General features: G+C 32.0%; 19 protein-coding genes. 4 read left to right on the plus strand and 15 right to left on the minus strand.

From position 1 onward, the window contains the following. The first annotated feature begins 53 nt into the window (after positions 1-53). From AX016_RS07960 to AX016_RS07970, 3 genes are read left to right on the plus strand one after another with little or no spacing between them, the layout of a single operon-like run. A complete protein-coding gene (locus tag AX016_RS07960; protein WP_100895103.1) occupies positions 54-2,555 on the plus strand; it encodes a TonB-dependent receptor in 2,502 nt (833 codons plus the stop codon). 24 nt (positions 2,556-2,579) lie between these two features. After that, positions 2,580-3,533, plus strand: a complete 954-nt coding sequence (locus tag AX016_RS07965) for an alpha/beta hydrolase (RefSeq protein WP_100895104.1) — start codon at positions 2,580-2,582, stop codon at positions 3,531-3,533. Then, positions 3,530-4,465, plus strand: coding sequence for a glycerophosphodiester phosphodiesterase family protein (locus AX016_RS07970; RefSeq protein ID WP_100895105.1), 936 nt, complete (start codon positions 3,530-3,532; stop codon positions 4,463-4,465). Before AX016_RS07965 ends, AX016_RS07970 begins: the two co-directional genes overlap by 4 nt. 108 nt (positions 4,466-4,573) lie before the next feature. Here the strand turns inward: AX016_RS07970 and AX016_RS07975 are convergent, their stop codons facing one another. The 15 genes from AX016_RS07975 to AX016_RS08045 form a co-directional block, all read right to left on the minus strand. Continuing rightward, positions 4,574-5,254 carry a hypothetical protein gene (locus tag AX016_RS07975; RefSeq protein ID WP_100895106.1) on the minus strand — a complete coding sequence of 227 codons (681 nt, stop codon included), beginning with the start codon at positions 5,252-5,254 and terminating at the stop codon, positions 4,574-4,576. An 85-nt stretch (positions 5,255-5,339) separates the two neighbouring features. After that, positions 5,340-5,576, minus strand: a complete 237-nt coding sequence (locus AX016_RS07980; RefSeq protein ID WP_100895107.1) for a hypothetical protein — start codon at positions 5,574-5,576, stop codon at positions 5,340-5,342. 78 nt (positions 5,577-5,654) lie between these two features. Further along, entirely contained in the window at positions 5,655-6,578 is a 924-nt protein-coding gene (locus AX016_RS07985) for a hypothetical protein (protein WP_100895108.1), read from the minus strand. A 9-nt stretch (positions 6,579-6,587) separates the two neighbouring features. After that, positions 6,588-6,782 (minus strand): hypothetical protein, encoded by a 195-nt coding sequence (locus AX016_RS07990; protein WP_100895109.1) that lies wholly within the window; start codon positions 6,780-6,782, stop codon positions 6,588-6,590. After that, the gene (locus tag AX016_RS07995) at positions 6,779-7,444 is read right to left on the minus strand and encodes a hypothetical protein (RefSeq protein WP_100895110.1); all 666 of its coding nucleotides are present in this window, start codon (positions 7,442-7,444) and stop codon (positions 6,779-6,781) included. The genes AX016_RS07990 and AX016_RS07995 overlap by 4 nt, the downstream gene beginning before the upstream one ends. Before the next feature lie 81 nt (positions 7,445-7,525). Further along, positions 7,526-8,401 (minus strand): hypothetical protein, encoded by an 876-nt coding sequence (locus AX016_RS08000; protein ID WP_100895111.1) that lies wholly within the window; start codon positions 8,399-8,401, stop codon positions 7,526-7,528. Positions 8,402-8,530: 129 nt separating this feature from the next. Beyond that, positions 8,531-9,292 (minus strand): tryptophan synthase subunit alpha, encoded by a 762-nt coding sequence (gene trpA / locus AX016_RS08005; protein WP_100895112.1) that lies wholly within the window; start codon positions 9,290-9,292, stop codon positions 8,531-8,533. Between the two features lie 9 nt (positions 9,293-9,301). Further along, a complete protein-coding gene (trpB, locus tag AX016_RS08010; RefSeq protein ID WP_100895113.1) occupies positions 9,302-10,483 on the minus strand; it encodes a tryptophan synthase subunit beta in 1,182 nt (393 codons plus the stop codon). Positions 10,484-10,514: 31 nt separating this feature from the next. After that, entirely contained in the window at positions 10,515-11,156 is a 642-nt protein-coding gene (locus tag AX016_RS08015) for a phosphoribosylanthranilate isomerase (RefSeq protein ID WP_100895114.1), read from the minus strand. Continuing rightward, a complete protein-coding gene (gene trpC, locus AX016_RS08020; RefSeq protein ID WP_100895115.1) occupies positions 11,156-11,938 on the minus strand; it encodes an indole-3-glycerol phosphate synthase TrpC in 783 nt (260 codons plus the stop codon). Before trpC ends, AX016_RS08015 begins: the two co-directional genes overlap by 1 nt. Then, positions 11,939-12,931, minus strand: coding sequence for an anthranilate phosphoribosyltransferase (gene trpD, locus AX016_RS08025; protein ID WP_100895116.1), 993 nt, complete (start codon positions 12,929-12,931; stop codon positions 11,939-11,941). A gap of 45 nt (positions 12,932-12,976) precedes the next feature. Further along, positions 12,977-13,540 carry an anthranilate synthase component II gene (locus AX016_RS08030; protein WP_100895117.1) on the minus strand — a complete coding sequence of 188 codons (564 nt, stop codon included), beginning with the start codon at positions 13,538-13,540 and terminating at the stop codon, positions 12,977-12,979. 4 nt (positions 13,541-13,544) lie between these two features. Beyond that, entirely contained in the window at positions 13,545-14,942 is a 1,398-nt protein-coding gene (locus tag AX016_RS08035) for an anthranilate synthase component I family protein (protein WP_100895118.1), read from the minus strand. 241 nt (positions 14,943-15,183) lie between these two features. Then, positions 15,184-15,744, minus strand: coding sequence for a YceI family protein (locus tag AX016_RS08040; protein WP_100895119.1), 561 nt, complete (start codon positions 15,742-15,744; stop codon positions 15,184-15,186). 20 nt (positions 15,745-15,764) lie between these two features. Then, positions 15,765-16,223 carry a MarR family winged helix-turn-helix transcriptional regulator gene (locus tag AX016_RS08045; RefSeq protein ID WP_100895120.1) on the minus strand — a complete coding sequence of 153 codons (459 nt, stop codon included), beginning with the start codon at positions 16,221-16,223 and terminating at the stop codon, positions 15,765-15,767. 72 nt (positions 16,224-16,295) lie between these two features. Between AX016_RS08045 and AX016_RS08050 the strand changes: the two genes are divergently transcribed. After that, a complete protein-coding gene (locus AX016_RS08050; RefSeq protein ID WP_100895121.1) occupies positions 16,296-16,607 on the plus strand; it encodes a rhodanese-like domain-containing protein in 312 nt (103 codons plus the stop codon). Positions 16,608-16,633: the final 26 nt, after the last annotated feature.

Below are 16,633 nucleotides of genomic sequence, written 5' to 3' on the forward strand. Positions count from 1 at the left end.
GCACTTTTAGCTTAACAATAGCTATATAGTTTTGGGCAACTTAAAAACACACAATGAAAAAGAATTACTATTTTATTTTATTATTACTAACAGTATGTACTGTTGCGGCACAAAACAAAGGAAATCTTAACGGGCAAGTAGTAGATGAAACAGGAGCTCCTGTAATTGGAGCTAATGTGGTTATACAGAGCATTTCTATGGGCGCGGTTACAGATGAATCTGGAACCTATAAAATTGATGACTTAGTCTATAAAACATATACAGTTACAGTGTCTTACTTAGGATACAAGAGTATAAAAAAATCAGTAACAATTTCTACCCCAAATACTACAGTAAATTTTAAATTAAAGGAACCTTCTTTTCAGTTAGATGGTTTAGTGGTTACAGCACAAAAAAGAGAACAGTTAAATAAAGATGTGCCAATTGCAATTACCTCTTACGGTAGTGAGTTTATAAACAATCAAGGTACGTTTGAGTATGATACTTTTTCAGATTATGTACCAGGTTTGCAAATCCAAATTCAAAGTGTAAATAACCCAGGTATAGTTGTTAGAGGAATTACTAGTGATAGCGGCGACTCTAGAGTAGAGCCAAGAGTTTCCGTTTTTCAAGACGGAGTGTCTATTAGTAAATCTCGTGGGTCTGTTGTAGAGCTGTTTGATATAGAACGTGTAGAGGTTTTAAAAGGCCCACAAGGAACTCTTTTTGGTAGAGGGGCGCAAATTGGAGCAATGCACATTATTCAAAATAAAGCTAAAAATGAGACTTCTGCTTCTTTAAAAACAGGTATTGGTAATTACAATCAGTTTTTAGTAAACGGTTATGTAAATACTCCTTTAGTAAAAGATAAGTTATTTGCTCGTGTAGCTGCAATTTACAATAGAAGAGATGGGTACATAGAAAACCTTTCTGGTGGAGACCTAAATGGTAAAGAAACTTTGGCACTTAGAGGTTCTTTAAAATATATGATTAGTGATAATACTACGTTTGATTTTATTGCAAATTGGCAACAAGATACACCTCCAGGTACTTCTTTTAAAAGTGGAACTTTTGCTCCTTTAGGAGGCGATTTAAATCCTAACTCTTTTGCAGACTTAGAACGTGGTAAAGAACTGGGTTTAGACCGTACAGTTTATGGTTTTACTGGGATTTTAAAGTCGTCACTTAATGACAAGTGGGATGTAACTTCTATTTCTGCATACCGAAAATTTAACTCAGATGAAGCCTTTGATGCAGATGGTACAGCAGCACCAGTTTTATTTTTTAGAGAGGTTGCAGAAGGAGAACAATTTAGTCAAGAAGTACGTTTTAATTTTGATAATGATGATAAATTATCTGGTTTTGTGGGAGCAAATTTCTTTTATGAAAACGGATCACAAGCAGTTCCTTTTGAGGTTAATGAGCAAAGTTACCTAGCGCTTTTAGTAGCTACAGATGCTTTGGTAGTAAACGGTGTACCTACTTTGTTCCCTAACATTCCTAATGATCCTGGCAGTTTTGGACCATTGGCAGGTGCTCCATTATTATCTTTTAATAGCGAAAACTCTATTAATTACGGAGAAAATTATTCTGGTGATATTTTTGCAGATGCTTCTTATGATGTTACAAATAAGCTAACTCTTACACTAGGACTAAGAGCAACCTTAGAGAATAGTAATGCAGGTTTAGAAGTTATAAATGCAGATAATCCAGGGGTGTTAGGTAACTTTTTAGGAGCTTACCCTAACAACTTATTTACGCCAACAAATGGAAAAATTACAGCTAGTGAAACATTTACCTCTGCAGTAGGTAGGTTTGCAGTTAATTATGATTTAAGTGATGCAGTAACTGTTTTTGGTAATGTTGCACGCGGAAGAAGACCAAATGTAATTAATGTATCAGCTACAGAAGTAAATGTGTTGTCAGACGAAACTGTTTGGTCTTATGAGTTAGGACTAAAATCATTAATGTTAGACAATAAACTACAGTTTGATGTAAATGGGTACTTTTATGACTACAGTAACTTTCAAACAACAATAGCACGTTTAGATGAAACAGATGGTTTGGTAATTCTTCCTAATGATAGTGGTAGTGCAACTGCATTAGGTTTTGAGGCTGCTATGCAGTATCAGTTTGCAAAAAGCAGTTCTTTCTTTGCTAATTATGGGTATATAGATGCTTCTTTTGACGATGAAGATTCAGACGGTAACCTACAGCAATTGGCAGGAAATACGTTTAGGTTAACACCAGAACATTCTTTCTCTGCAGGGTTTAATATCAACCCTACTTTAAATGATAAAGTTGCTGTATTTTTAAGGCCAACATACACTTATAAGTCTAAAGTATTTTTTGAGGAAACTAATTTGCCAAACATATCTCAAGATGATTATGGTTTACTAAACATCAGAGCAGGTGTAACTATACAAGATAAATATGAGATTAGTTTGTATGCAACTAATGTTTTAGACGAGAAGTTTATTATAGATGCTGGTAATACAGGTGGTGCTTTTGGTATACCAACTTTTATTGCTGGTCCTCCTGCATTTTACGGATTGCAATTGTCTGTAAATTTTTAAACTAAATAATTAAAAAACAATTAAATGAAAAATAAAAATACATATATTCTTTCTTTATTTCTAGTATTTGCGTTTTTTGCAACCGCACAAAAAGGGGCAAAAATGCAAAAACTAAAAGAGTTAGAGAAAAATATACAAATAGAGGAGAGTAATGTTGTTGGTCTTAAGAAAGATAATGAAGCACATATTATATGGTCAGACGATTATAAGTATAAAAAATCTCCTATAGCTTTTGTGTATTTGCACGGTTTTGGGGCTAGTTATGCAGAAGGTGAGCCAGTAATGTCTCAGTTATCTACTCACTTTAAAGCAAACACCTATATGGCTCGCTTAGAAGAGCACGGAATTTACAGAGATAATACTTTTGAAAACTTAACACCAGAAAATTATATTGCTTCTGCAAAACAAGCAATTGCTTATGGCAAACAATTAGGAGATGAGGTTATTGTAATTAGCACATCTACAGGTGGTACATTAAGCTTGGCAATAGCAGCAGAAGATAAAGATATAAAAGCGTTGGTTTTGTATTCTCCATTTATAGATTTGCTTAACCCAGCAATGAAAGCAGTAATACAACCAGGAGGAAAAGAGCAATTTATCAAGGCTTTAGGAGGTACAATGCAAGTGCAAAAACGTCCAGAATTAGAAGCAAAATATTGGTCTACTAACTATCACATAAATGGCTATATTTCATTAATTACTATGCTTACAAATACAATGACAACAGAAACTTTTTCAAAAGTCACTTGTCCTGTGTTTTTAGGATACTATTATAAAAATGAAGAAGAGCAAGATAAAGTTGTTTCTGTGCCAGCAATGCAAGTAATGTTTAATGCTCTAGGAACGCCAGAAGAAGATAAAACTAAAATGGCTTTTCCAAGAAGTGGAAATCACGTTATAGCAAGTGATATTAGATCCAAAGATTGGGAAGGTGTGTATTTAAATACAGTTGACTTTTTAAATAAAATTATAAAATGAAATTAAAAATAGTTATTTGCGGCCTTATTGGCCTTGGTTTTATGGCTTGTAAGCAGAGCGATAAAAAGAAAGAAAAAAAAGAAGACGCAACTCCGGTTGAAGAAACAGTGGTAACTTATAATTTTGATTTAGAAGGTCACCGTGGTGCTAGAGGTTTAATGCCAGAGAATAGCATACCAGCTTTTACAAAAGCAATAGAATTGGGTGTAAATACTATTGAGTTAGATTTGGCTGTAACCAAAGATAAACAAGTTTTGGTATCTCATGAGCCTTATTTTAATCCGCTTTTTTGTATGGATTCTCTTGGGCAAACTATTGCTAAAAAAGATTCGATTGCATTAAATATTTATGAGCATACGTACAAGCAAACTCAAAAATACGACTGTGGTAGTATGGGTAACGTTAAGTTTCCAGAGCAAGAAAAACAGTTTGTAACTAAACCTTTATTGTTAGATGTTATAGCTCTTGCAGATTCTTTAACAGCAGGTAATGCAACACCAATAAAGTATAATATAGAAATTAAGAGTTTACCAGAGGGAGATGGTATTTATCATCCTAATCCAAAAGATTTTTCTGATTTAGTTATAGCAACAATTAAAGATAAAATTGCTGTAGAAAATGTAGTGCTACAAAGTTTTGATTTTAGAGTGTTGCAATATTTGCATCAAAATTATCCAGAGTACACATTGGCTGCTTTGGTATATAAAGATGATGTAAAAACTAATTTAGATACATTAGGGTTTATACCACAAATATATAGTCCGTTACATAGTATGTTATCTAAAGAAGTTATAGCAGAACTACACTCTAAAAATATGAAAGTTATTCCTTGGACAGTTAATAATGAGACTGATATGGAAAACCTATTAGTAATGGGAGTAGATGGTTTAATTACAGATTACCCTAACAAGGCTATACAATACAGAAAATAATAACCTTAAATAACCAAAAACTAAAAAGCTGTTTCATAGTTGAAACAGCTTTTTTTATGCCCTTATATAGGTGTATTGAGGTATTAATAATAAGTAAGAATTGCAGTTTTATTCTTTGGCTAGCTGTTTGTATTCTCGTTTTATTACTTTACCTGTAATGCCGTCTAAGTAAATTGTTTCTATACTGCCATTACCAGTGTTAGGAGTATTCTCATTGCTTAATATGTAATGTTCAACAGTCCACATAGGTTTTACGTTTAATGATGCCTTAATTTTTTCTACACTAACTCTGTTAATAGTGGTGTGCCAACCACCGTTTGTATGTCCTTTGTCTAATATGATATTATGATCTATACAATATTTTAGAATATCGTTCCACTTAAATTTGTATGGAGCATCATAATCTACTTCATGGCTAAAACTACCATCTTCATTGTAATAGTACCAAATGCCTTTTGGAAAGCCACTATTAAAGTAGATTCCTTTAAATTTTATATTGTTATTAGGATAAAATATTTTATTAATAAAAAAATAGGAATCTTTATTATATTCTGACGAATGATGCTGATTTTGCCCTTTCGCCATTTCTAAATATTTTTTTTTATCTAACTTAATATTTACATAAAAAGATGTACTATCTGTTTTGTATTTGTTAAAGGTGGCCGTATCAAAAACCTCAAACTCTTTAGTTATTTCGGGGATGTTGTTTAGTTGTGTTATGGTTGCTTTTTGAGCTTTACATTGATAAAAACACAGAGAACTAAGTACTAATAAAATTATTTTTTTCATACTATTGAATTATTTGCTTTTTCTCATTGCTATTTCCATAAGCTACGGCGTTCCACTCTGTGTACACTCTAATCGTCCAAGTTTGCTAGCCTGTTTTTAAAATATATGGGTTTATGGGAATACTACCACTGTTAGTACCATTTAGTCTCTCAAAAAAACTATCTACTCGCATATCGTTAATTAGTACTTTGTAACTGCAAGCACCTATGCGAATATTAGCATTGTAAGCCTCGTCATTGGCAACTATATTTTCTCCTAAATTGATAAATATTTCTTGTACTTCTGGGTTTACTTGGCTGTTGCAAGCTATAGATAAGCCCAAAAAACATAAGAATATTATTTTATAAGTTGTCAATGTCTTTACTTTTTTTATAGAAAACCAAAAATTAGAGCTATATTTTTACCAAACATGCCATTTATTATCTTTAGTTTTATATAAATATAAAGCACGCCCAGAATAATACTCGCCATCATCCATCCAAATATAAGTTTCTTGGGTTTTAGCATTTTCAAGTGTAACTACTCTATTATTGCTATATAATTTTAATACTGCTTTTGGTAAAGGCAATAATTTAGATTTTTTTATTTCCTCTATATCAGCTACCATTCCTTCTTTAAGTTCTTCTTTAGTTGAATACCATTTTTTAGCACTCCTTCTCTCTCTCTCTTTAGTGAAATCTAGTAAAGCTACGCCATCACCTTGTTCTAAAATACTTATAAATGTAGCAAACTGGGCATCTACTTCTTTACGTAATTGGGTGCTGTCTAAAGTGCTTAAATCTACCGCATTTTCTAAAGAGGTTAATTTAAATGGCACTGTAACCTCAAACGCTCCTTTATGCACAAATGTAGGTAATGGTTGCTCTAACATTGGCATTTTATAGGTCCACACAGTTTCTCTGCCTTCGGCACTGCCCATATGTGGTATGTGTTCTATTTTTATTGAGATAGATGCATATTTGTCTAAAACCTGCTTCCCTGTACTAGGAAATAACCGAATTTCAATAGGTGTTAACCTACTACTTAATAAAGACGAGTTAATTCCTTTTGTTTTTGAAGTTACAGACCCTTGCGAATCATCTAAAAAAGCAGTGTTTGGTATGTCATTTATTAATATTTCATACTTGCAATTGGAGCTAGAAATGGAGATGTTGTATAAATCGGGGAGTTTTTCCATTTTCTCATAATCAGGCAAGCCTTCAGTCGCATAAGCTATTATTTCATCTATTTTGGTATTTAATGCTGCTTGAGATTTTTTTTCTTGCCCGCAACTTTGAAAAAGAACAAATAGCGATAGAATTAAAAGGTGCTTTTTTATTGTCATATTTTATACTTATTTACGTATTATTACAAACTCATCACTGTCTTTTGGTAAATAGAGTTTTACAGGATAATCCCTTATAGCCCCTTTATAATCAAACATCAGCGGACTCCAGCCCTTTATATTTAAACTTTCATAACCTTGAAAGTTCATACTAGTATTTCGTTCTAGAGTAACTAATTGATTTCTTTTTCCATAGATTTTCATAGTCCAATCTTGTATAGGTAACATATTATCCTTTGCATAATCTCGAATTCTTCTCGAATAATTCTTCCTGTATTATAGTTAAAGACATTCGTTTCTTCTACTCTTCTTAAACACATATCATTGAATTTTTCCGCATCACCATTATTTAAGACTGTACGTAATCTTTCATAATATAATACTGCTTTTTTTTGTAATATATCTTTATCCCATTTACTTAAGTCTTGCCCGTTACGCCAACCTTCTAGCTCATAGGGTAAGTTGGTGATTTCTACATCCCAGCTTTGCTCTAGATAAGGCATATTATCTTGTATTATAAGCGGTAGGTCTTGCTCTATCATAGTACTTTTGTCTAAACCACCCTCTGTATCTTCTAAAAACTGTACAAAACTTATACGATCTACTAGCCCCTCTAAAAATTCTAAATACTTATTATCTTTAGAAGGCGTTAGTTTTACTGTAATGGTATAAGTGCCATTGTGTAATAACCAAGGACGCAAATCTATAAGTTCTCCACCACCAGAAGCATCATAGGCTATTAATATATTATTAATATAAATTTCGTAGGGCTGGTAGCTGGTTAGGTCTAAGCCATATATGTATTGTTTTTCTTTAGCTATCTGTTGTATTGGTTTTTTTCTCTCTCTATTTAAGCTTGATTTCAAAGAAGGGAGTCTCTGTTGTGATAGACAACTATGTAGAAACGCTAAACAAAATAATAGAACAATGTGTTTTGGCTTAAGCATTTAATAAACTTTTAATTTATTTACTCCTTTTAACTGATGAAGTATTAATCCATAAGATTTTCTTTTACCTTTGTCATCAATTGAAAATAAAGGCGTAGTACCATTGGAATTAATCAATTGAACTAATTTTCCATTAGGATGTATAAAAAGTCTATAATCGGAGATAGGTTGCATAAAACCTTTTGAGGCTTGAACTCTCTTTACTATATTATTTAAATATTCTTTTTGTTTATTTACGTCATAATACATAGAATTCATTTCTCTTTCTCTAGATTTTTTATAAATCTCTAAGTATTTCAAAGTATCCCCATTGTTAATAATTCTATTAACAGTAGAATATTTTTCAATTACTTTTTCTAATAATTCATTTTGATCTTTATCTAAAAAAGATTGAGAATTTTCAAGTCCAATTAAATTATATGGAACCTCTGCTTCAAATGTCCAAGAATCAATAAAAATCTTTACGGGTTTTTCAATCGATTTTAACTCGCATTTTTTCACTAATTTAAATGGTGGATTTTCATCATTTTCAGAATAGTAGATATCAATACTTATGTTCTTGAGATAATTTTCTGTTAATAAATCATCCTTTTCGTGAGGTTTTATTTTTAAACTTAGTGTTTGAATACCTTTCTTATTTATATATGGATTGAGATATTGATAATCATCAACAACTCCTATTTTGTTATTTCTTATTAATGAAACGCCATTAAAAATTATTTCAAAATCGGCATTAGAATTATAATGTAAGTAATATATTTTTCCTTTGTTTTCATTAATTTGTTGATTTTCTTTTTTTACTTCTAAGTGTTTATTTCTATTATTACCACAACTAAATGACAATATTATAATAATTAATATTATTGTTTTTTTCAAAATTTCATTTGTTTTTTCTGTAGTAAAATTACAAAAGAATTATGTAGTATTTATATTACTAGGTTGTTAAAAACACAAAAAGCTACCTAATTTAATAGATAGCTTTTTTATGCTAAAGAAAATAAGTTATTATCTTATTTTTTGTACAAATTCTTTAATGGTATCTACACCATTTTCTGTTAGGTGTTTTATAAATGCAGAGCCAATAATTGCACCTTTTGCATCTTCTGTTGCTTGTGTAAATGTCTCGTTGTTGTTAATACCAAAACCAACAATTTGTGGGTTTTTAAGTTGCATACTAGCTATGCGTTTAAAATAAGCAGTTTGCTCATCTCCAAAGCCAGATTTAGAACCCGTTACACTAGCAGAACTTACCATATAAATAAAGGAATCAGAGGCTTCATCAATTTGCTTAATACGCTCGTTGCTAGTTTGTGGTGTAATTAAAAAGATGTTTTTTAAATTGTACTTTTTAAAAATAGCTTCGTATTCATCCTGGTAAACAGCCAAAGGTAAATCTGGCATAATTAAACCGTCTATACCAATTTCTGCACATTTTTTGCAAAAGGCTTCAACTCCATATTGTAACATTGGGTTAAAATATCCCATAACAATTAGGGGTATAGAAACTGTTTTACGTATATCTTTTAATTGCTCAAAAAGTAAGTTGGTGGTCATACCATTTTTAAGCGCAATTGTAGAGCTGTTTTGTATGGTTGGTCCATCTGCTAGTGGATCACTAAAAGGCAATCCAATTTCTATCATATCTATACCGCTAGCTTCTAAATCTTCAATTATTTTAACTGTATTGTTCAGCTCTGGGTAACCTGCTGTAAAGTACAATGAAAGAAGTTTTTTGTCTTCTTGCATTTTCTGATTAATTCTATTCATTATACAATTTTATAAGTTAAAATATTTAATGTAATTATCTAAATCTTTATCACCACGGCCAGATAAACTTAGTACAACCACATCGTCTGGTTTAAAAGTTTTATGTTTAAAAATTGCTAAAGCGTGGCTACTTTCTATAGCAGGTATAATGCCTTCTAGTTTTGTTAGTTCTAAGCCAGCTTGCATAGCCTCATCATCTGTAGCAGAGTAAAATTCTCCTCTTCCAGATTTATATAAATGTGCGTGTAATGGTCCTACACCAGGGTAATCTAAACCAGCAGAAATAGAGTAGGGCTCTGTAATTTGTCCGTCTTGCGTTTGCATTAATAAAGTTTTACAACCGTGTATAACACCTTCTTTTCCAAGAGCAGATGTAGCAGCGCTTTCGCCAGAATTTACACCTTTTCCAGCAGCTTCTACAGCAATAATGCCAACTTCTTCTTGATGCAAAAAGTGATAGTATGTACCAGCAGCATTACTACCACCACCAATACAAGCAACTACATAATCTGGGTTTTCTCGTCCTTCTTTTTCTTTTAGCTGCCATTTTATTTCTTCAGATATAACAGATTGGAACCTGGTAACCATATCTGGGTAAGGATGTGGTCCAATTGCAGAACCAATTATATAATGGGTGTCTACAGGATTGTTAATCCAATCACGAATAGCTTCATTAGTAGCATCTTTTAATGTTTTACTACCAGAAAGAGCAGGTCTTACTTCTGCTCCAAGCATTTTCATACGTGCTACGTTTGGTGCTTGGCGAGCAATATCAATCTCTCCCATATAAACAACACAATCCATACCCATTAATGCGCAAACTGTAGCTGTAGCAACACCGTGTTGGCCAGCACCAGTCTCTGCAATAATACGTTGTTTGCCTAGTTTTTTAGCCATTAAAATCTGACCAATAGTATTGTTTACCTTGTGTGCACCTGTGTGGTTAAGATCTTCTCTTTTTAAATAGACTTTTGTATTGTACTTCTCAGACAATCTTTTTGCAAAGTACAAAGGAGACGGCCTGCCTACGTAATCTTTTAAAAGCTGATCAAACTCTGCTTTAAAGTCGGGCTCTGCCATAACTTTAAGGTAATTTTGACGTAGGTTTTCTACGTTAGGATATAACATTTCTGGAATATAGGCACCGCCAAATGTTCCGTAATATCCTTTTTCTGTTACGTTATAATTCATCTGAATTAGTGTTAAGTATTAAGTACTTAGTTTAGATACTTAATGCTGTTTTAAATTCTTTTAATTTTTCAATATTCTTTAATCCTGGTTCTGTTTCAAAACTACTGTTTACATCTAGTGCAACACAGTATTTAGATGCAGGTGTGTGTAAAAACTCTTTAATTTTATATGCATCATCTACACCAATACCGCCACTTAAAAAGTACGGTTTGGTAGACGGGTAGTTTTCTAAAACAGACCAGTTAAATGTATAGCCGTTACCGCCAGGTAGTTTGCCTTTCGTGTCAAATAAAAAGTAATCGCATACTTTTTCAAAAGGAGCAAGAATGCTAAAATCAAAACTATCTTTAATAGAAAAAACTTTTATTATTTGTGGTTGTTTACCTTTTAATCCCAAATTAGAATTTCGCAAGCCTTTACAAAATTCAGGAGACTCTTTACCGTGTAATTGTACAATATCTAAATTATACTGGTTTATACGATCTACAACATAATCCAAATCAGCATCAACAAAAACACCAACTTTTTTAATGTTTTTAGGTATGTTACCCATTTTACCATTAAAAAACCGAGAAGAAGGCTCCCAAAATATAAAACCTAGAAAATCTGGTTGCAATGTAGCAACAGCCTCCATATTTTCTAGATACTTCATACCGCAAACTTTTAGTTTCATTAGGCTAAAGATTTAATAAAATTGGTAGCACTATCGCCAGGATTATCAGTTTTCATAAAATTTTCACCTATTAAAAAGCCTTTGTAACCATAGGGTTGTAATTCTTTAATAGCTTCTATGTTACTAATGCCACTTTCAGATACCTTAACAAAATCATTAGGTATTAATTTAGATAGAGATTTACTAGTATCTAAACTCACCGTAAATGTTTTTAAGTTACGATTATTTACACCTAACATATCTAAACTAGGCATAATAGATTTGTGCAACTCTTCCTCGTTGTGTACTTCTAATAAAACATCTAAGTTTAAGCTTTTAGCAAACTCAGAAAACTGTTTTATTTCATCTCTAGTAAGTATGGCAGCAATTAGTAAAATAACATCTGCACCATATGCTTTTGCTTCTAGTATTTGGTATTCATCTATAATAAATTCTTTACGTAGTAATGGCATTTGCACTGCAGCTCTAGCGGTTAACAAATCATCTAAAGAGCCACCAAAGTATTTACCATCTGTTAAAACAGACATACCGCAAACACCAGCATTTTGGTAACCAGTAGCAACATCTTGTACAGATAGGCTATTATTTATTACTGCTTTTGATGGCGATCTTCTTTTATGTTCTGCAATAATGCCAGAATTACTATTTTTTAAGGCTGTAGCTAAAGAGTTTGTAGTTCTATTAAATAAAACTGAAGCTTCTAATTGAGATACAGGAATAAGAGATTTTCTTAAATCTACCTCTTTGCGTTTGTCGCGTACTATTTTTTCTAAGATATCCATTTATGCACTTAGCTTTTGTAATTTTTTTAATGCTTCTAATCCTTTACCGCTACGCAAAGATTCTTGCGCCATTAAAAAGCCTTCTTTAGGCGTAATATTTTGTACTGTAGCAATTGCAATACCTGCATTGGCACAAACAACATTGTTTTGTGGATCTGTACCTTTTCCACTTAAAATGTCTACAAATATTTTTGCAGAAGCCTCTACTGTATCACCACCAACAATATCAGATTGTTTTACTTGCTGTACTCCAAAATCTTCTGGTTTAAGCATATTTTCTGATAGGCGTGATATTGTTTTAGTGTTACCAGTTAAACTAATTTCATCATAACCATCTAAGGCGTGTAAAACAGTAAAGTTTTTGTCTGTATTTTGATAAAGGTAACCATACATTCTTGCTAATTCTAAATTGAAAACACCTACCATTTGGTTTTTAGGAAAAGCAGGGTTTACCATTGGGCCTAGCATATTAAAGAATGTTTTAACAGCTAACTCTTTACGTATTGGCGCAACATTTTTCATTGCAGGGTGAAAAAGCGGCGCGTGTAACACGCAAATACCAGCTTTATCTATAGTTTTTTCTAAAAAGCCAACGTCATTACTAAATTTAATTCCTAAAGACTCCATTACATTACTACTACCACATTTACTAGACACACCGTAATTGCCGTGTTTAGTAACTTTAATACCGGCACCAGCAGTAACAAAAGAAGCAAGTGTAGAAATATTAAAAGTATCTTTGCCATCACCACCAGTACCACATAAATCTATGGGGTTATAGGCAGATAAATCTACTGCCAAACATAGCTCTAGTAATGCATCTCTAAAACCTTCTAACTCTTCAATAGTAACGCTGCGCATCATATAAACAGTTAAAAAAGCTGCAATTTGACTTGTGTTATAATCGCCTTTGGCTATGTTAACCAAAACGTTTTTGGCATCTTCTTTAGAAAGAATTTCGTGATTAATTAATCTATTTAATATTGTTTTCATTTTTATTTTTTTAATTGAATAAGTAAATTTTACAAACTGTTTATTTTACTTATTTACCCAATTTTTTAGCATTTGTTTGCCTTCTGGTGTTAAAACAGATTCTGGATGAAACTGTACAGCGTTAACATCATAAACCTTATGGCGTAAAGACATTATTTGTCCGTTTTCATCTATAGAAGTAGCTACTAAAGCTTCTGGTAAATCTGGGTTTACAACCCAGGAATGGTAGCGTCCAACCTTTAACTCTTTGCCTAAGCCAGCAAATAGAACATCGTCTTTTGTTACTGTAATTGTAGTAGCAATACCGTGGTAAACTTGCTCTAAATTAATTAAAGAACCGCCAAAAACTTCACCAATGGCTTGTTGACCTAAACAAACACCTAAAATGGTTTTAGTTGGAGCGTATGTAGCAATAATTTGTTTTAGTAAACCTGCTTCATCCGGAATCCCAGGACCTGGAGAAAGTACTATTTTTTCAAAAGCATCTACTTCTTCAAGTGTAAGTTGGTCGTTTCGTTTTACTGTAACATCACAATCTAAATCTTCTAGGTAGTGCACTAAATTGTATGTAAAACTGTCGTAATTATCTATAACTAGTATTTTTTTCATTGTCTTAAATATTCTCAGCTATTTCTAAAGCTTTGGTTAGTGCTCCTAATTTGTTGTATGTTTCTTGTAGTTCGTCTTTTGGGTTAGATGCGGCAACTAAACCTGCACCAGCTTGGTAGTGTAATTGATGGTTTTTACTTAAAAAAGTTCTAATCATTATAGCGTGATTAAAATTCCCATTAAAATCCATAAAACCAATGGCGCCACCGTAGTATCCACGACTAGTTTTTTCATATTTTTCTATAAGTTGCATAGCCATATGCTTAGGTGCACCGCTTAAAGTACCAGCAGGAAAAGTGTCTGCAACAACCTTCATTGTAGGTATGTTATCTTTTTTAATACCTGTAACTTTAGATACCAAATGTATTACGTGAGAGAAAAACTGAACCTCTCTATAGTTTTCTACGGTAACTGTGTTTCCGTTTCTACTTAAATCGTTTCTGGCTAAATCTACCAGCATAACGTGTTCACTGTTTTCTTTGTCGTCTTCTGTTAATTCTTTGGCAATAATTGCATCTTTTTCATCGTTACCTGTACGTTTAAAAGTACCAGCAATTGGGTGAATTTCTGCCTTACCATCTTTTACAATAATTTGTGCCTCTGGCGAGCTGCCAAATATTTTAAAATCTCCATAATCAAAATAAAATAGGTAAGGAGATGGGTTTACAGAGCGTAAAGCGCGGTATACATTAAATTCGTCTCCTTTAAATTCCTGAGAAAACCTTCTAGATAAAACAAGTTGAAAAACGTCTCCACGCTGGCAATGTTTTTTAGCTAAGTCTACTTGATCTAAAAACTCATTATCTGTTAAATTAGAAGTTGCTTCGCCTTCTTTTGCAAAGTTATACGTAGCAAAGTTTCTAACATTTAATAATTGTTCTATTTCTGGTATGTTATTTTCTGTATTATAGGTGTGTGCAAATATGTAGGCTTCATTTTTAAAATGATTAATAGCAATTACATTTTTATATACCGCATAATACATATCTGGTATAATAACAGAATTATCTTTTTTAGTAATGTTTATGTCCTCAAAATAACGAACAGAATCATAAGCCATATAGCCAAAAAGACCATTATTTATAAATTTAAAGTCGTTATTGTTAGAGCTAAACTTTGTACTAAAATTGTGTAAAACAGTAGCTACGTCTATAGTGTTGTCTATAGTTGTTGTATTGCTTGTCCCATCTGGATAGTTTTCAAAAATGGTTTCGTTTTCTATTTTTATAGATGCTATTGGGTTACAACAGATATATGAAAAACTATTATTATTTGCGTGGTAGTCGCTACTTTCTAATAAAATACTATTAGGAAACCTGTCTCTAATTTTTAAGTACATACTAACAGGAGTAATGGTGTCTGCCAGTATTTTTTTGTAGTGCGATGTTAGATTGTATTTCATTTTAACTTTAAATTTTTAAATAAAAAAAAGGCTTGTCGTGATAGACAAGCCTTTTATGTATATTGTTACAATGGTGCTTTGCTCACGACGTTTGACGTAAGTTGTTCCACCACCATATGTTAGTTGTTATTTTCATTAGGTCAAATATATAAAGGAATTTTATAATACCCAACAAGAGTTGCATAAAAAATAAAAAACCTCACAAAAGTGAGGTTTAAAACATTTATTGGTTTTGTTTTATTTAGAACTGTAAATCTACAACAAGATCAAAATCGTCATAAATAGCTTTGTCTCCTAAGTTTTCAATAAAACTACCAGACTTGTATTTAATGTCAAAGTCTGTTCTGTCTATTTTTAAGCTAGCTGTTGCTTTGCTACCATATACAGATATTGTAAAGTCTACAGGTTTTGTAATGTTTTTTATTGTTAGATTACCTTTTGCTGCATATGCATTTTTACCTGTTGCTTTACCAACTGTAAAAACTAGTTTAGATCTTGTGTTTTTTTCTGTGCTAAAGAAATCATCAGACTTTAGGTGTCCTTCTAATTTTCCTTTCATTCCACCTTCTAAATCTGTAACTGTTAAAGTTGTCATATCTACAACAAATTCACCAGCAGATAGTTTATCATTTTTAAAAACTAAAGAACCGTCTTTAAATTTTAAAGTTCCTTCATGAGAACCAGTTACTTTGTATCCTTTCCAGGTGATTTTACTAGACTCTGTATTAATTTTTTTCTCTTGAGCTGTTAATGAAGCAACAGAAAATACTAATGCTAAAATACTAATTGATAATTTTTTCATAATTCTTGTTTTTATTTGTTTTAATTGTCTGTATTTAATTTATTTAAAAGTTTATTTAAGGATATTAAGTCTTCTTGTGTAACATTTTTTAATAGTAACTCTTCCATATTTAGCATGGCTTTACTCATTTTAACCAACTCATCTTTCCCTTTTTTAGTGATGTAAATTTCTATTTTTCTTCTGTTATCAGGGCAAATACTTCTTTTAACTAGTTTTTTTAGAATAAGTTTATCTACTAATCTTGTAGTGTTGCTCATTTTAGAAACCATACGTTCGTTTAAAGTGCTAAGGTTAGCCGCTTTTCCGTTTTGGCCTTTTAAAATGCGTAATACATTAAATTGCTGTACAGAAACATCAAAAGGTTTTAAGGCTTCTGTTGTTTTTTCAGAGATATGCTGGTGTACTAAAGTCAAATGAATAATTGTTTTACCTTCTAGAGGTAATGGCTTATTCGTTTTTAAAATTTTATCTACATCCATGTTGCTACAATAATTGTATATACAAATGTATGTAATTTTTATTTTAATTACTTTTGAAAAAAAATATTTAATATGGATTTAACACAACAAGAGTGGAGCGCAAAAATGGCAGAGGATGCCAACGCTTTTATATTAGACGTAAGAACTGAAGATGAAATAGCTGAAGGTATGATACCAAATGCAGTAAATATAGACATTTACAAAGGTCAAGGTTTTATAGATGAACTTGAAAAATTAGACAAAACAAAAACATACTATGTGTATTGCAGATCTGGTAACCGCAGTGGGCAGGCTTGTGCAATTATGAATAGCATTGGTTTTGAAAACGCTTATAATTTAGAAGGCGGTTTTATGAATTGGGAAGGTGAAGTTGCTGAGCAATAGGCTTGTTAACTTTCTTTTGTTTACTT

This window comes from Cellulophaga sp. RHA19 (genome assembly GCF_002813425.1).
Classification (GTDB): Bacteria; Bacteroidota; Bacteroidia; order Flavobacteriales; family Flavobacteriaceae; genus Cellulophaga.

Bases quoted from the DNA above. Each gene is read 5' to 3' on its own strand.
- AX016_RS07960 (WP_100895103.1), top strand. From the start codon at position 54: ATGAAAAAGAATTACTATTTTATTTTATTATTACTAACAGTATGTACT.
- AX016_RS07965 (WP_100895104.1), top strand. From the start codon at position 2,580: ATGAAAAATAAAAATACATATATTCTTTCTTTATTTCTAGTATTTGCG.
- AX016_RS07970 (WP_100895105.1), top strand. From the start codon at position 3,530: ATGAAATTAAAAATAGTTATTTGCGGCCTTATTGGCCTTGGTTTTATG.
- AX016_RS07975 (WP_100895106.1), bottom strand. From the start codon at position 5,254: ATGAAAAAAATAATTTTATTAGTACTTAGTTCTCTGTGTTTTTATCAA.
- AX016_RS07985 (WP_100895108.1), bottom strand. From the start codon at position 6,578: ATGACAATAAAAAAGCACCTTTTAATTCTATCGCTATTTGTTCTTTTT.
- AX016_RS07990 (WP_100895109.1), bottom strand. From the start codon at position 6,782: ATGAAAATCTATGGAAAAAGAAATCAATTAGTTACTCTAGAACGAAAT.
- trpA (WP_100895112.1), bottom strand. From the start codon at position 9,292: ATGAATAGAATTAATCAGAAAATGCAAGAAGACAAAAAACTTCTTTCA.
- trpB (WP_100895113.1), bottom strand. From the start codon at position 10,483: ATGAATTATAACGTAACAGAAAAAGGATATTACGGAACATTTGGCGGT.
- AX016_RS08015 (WP_100895114.1), bottom strand. From the start codon at position 11,156: ATGAAACTAAAAGTTTGCGGTATGAAGTATCTAGAAAATATGGAGGCT.
- trpC (WP_100895115.1), bottom strand. From the start codon at position 11,938: ATGGATATCTTAGAAAAAATAGTACGCGACAAACGCAAAGAGGTAGAT.
- trpD (WP_100895116.1), bottom strand. From the start codon at position 12,931: ATGAAAACAATATTAAATAGATTAATTAATCACGAAATTCTTTCTAAA.
- AX016_RS08030 (WP_100895117.1), bottom strand. From the start codon at position 13,540: ATGAAAAAAATACTAGTTATAGATAATTACGACAGTTTTACATACAAT.
- AX016_RS08035 (WP_100895118.1), bottom strand. From the start codon at position 14,942: ATGAAATACAATCTAACATCGCACTACAAAAAAATACTGGCAGACACC.
- AX016_RS08040 (WP_100895119.1), bottom strand. From the start codon at position 15,744: ATGAAAAAATTATCAATTAGTATTTTAGCATTAGTATTTTCTGTTGCT.
- AX016_RS08045 (WP_100895120.1), bottom strand. From the start codon at position 16,223: ATGGATGTAGATAAAATTTTAAAAACGAATAAGCCATTACCTCTAGAA.
- AX016_RS08050 (WP_100895121.1), top strand. From the start codon at position 16,296: ATGGATTTAACACAACAAGAGTGGAGCGCAAAAATGGCAGAGGATGCC.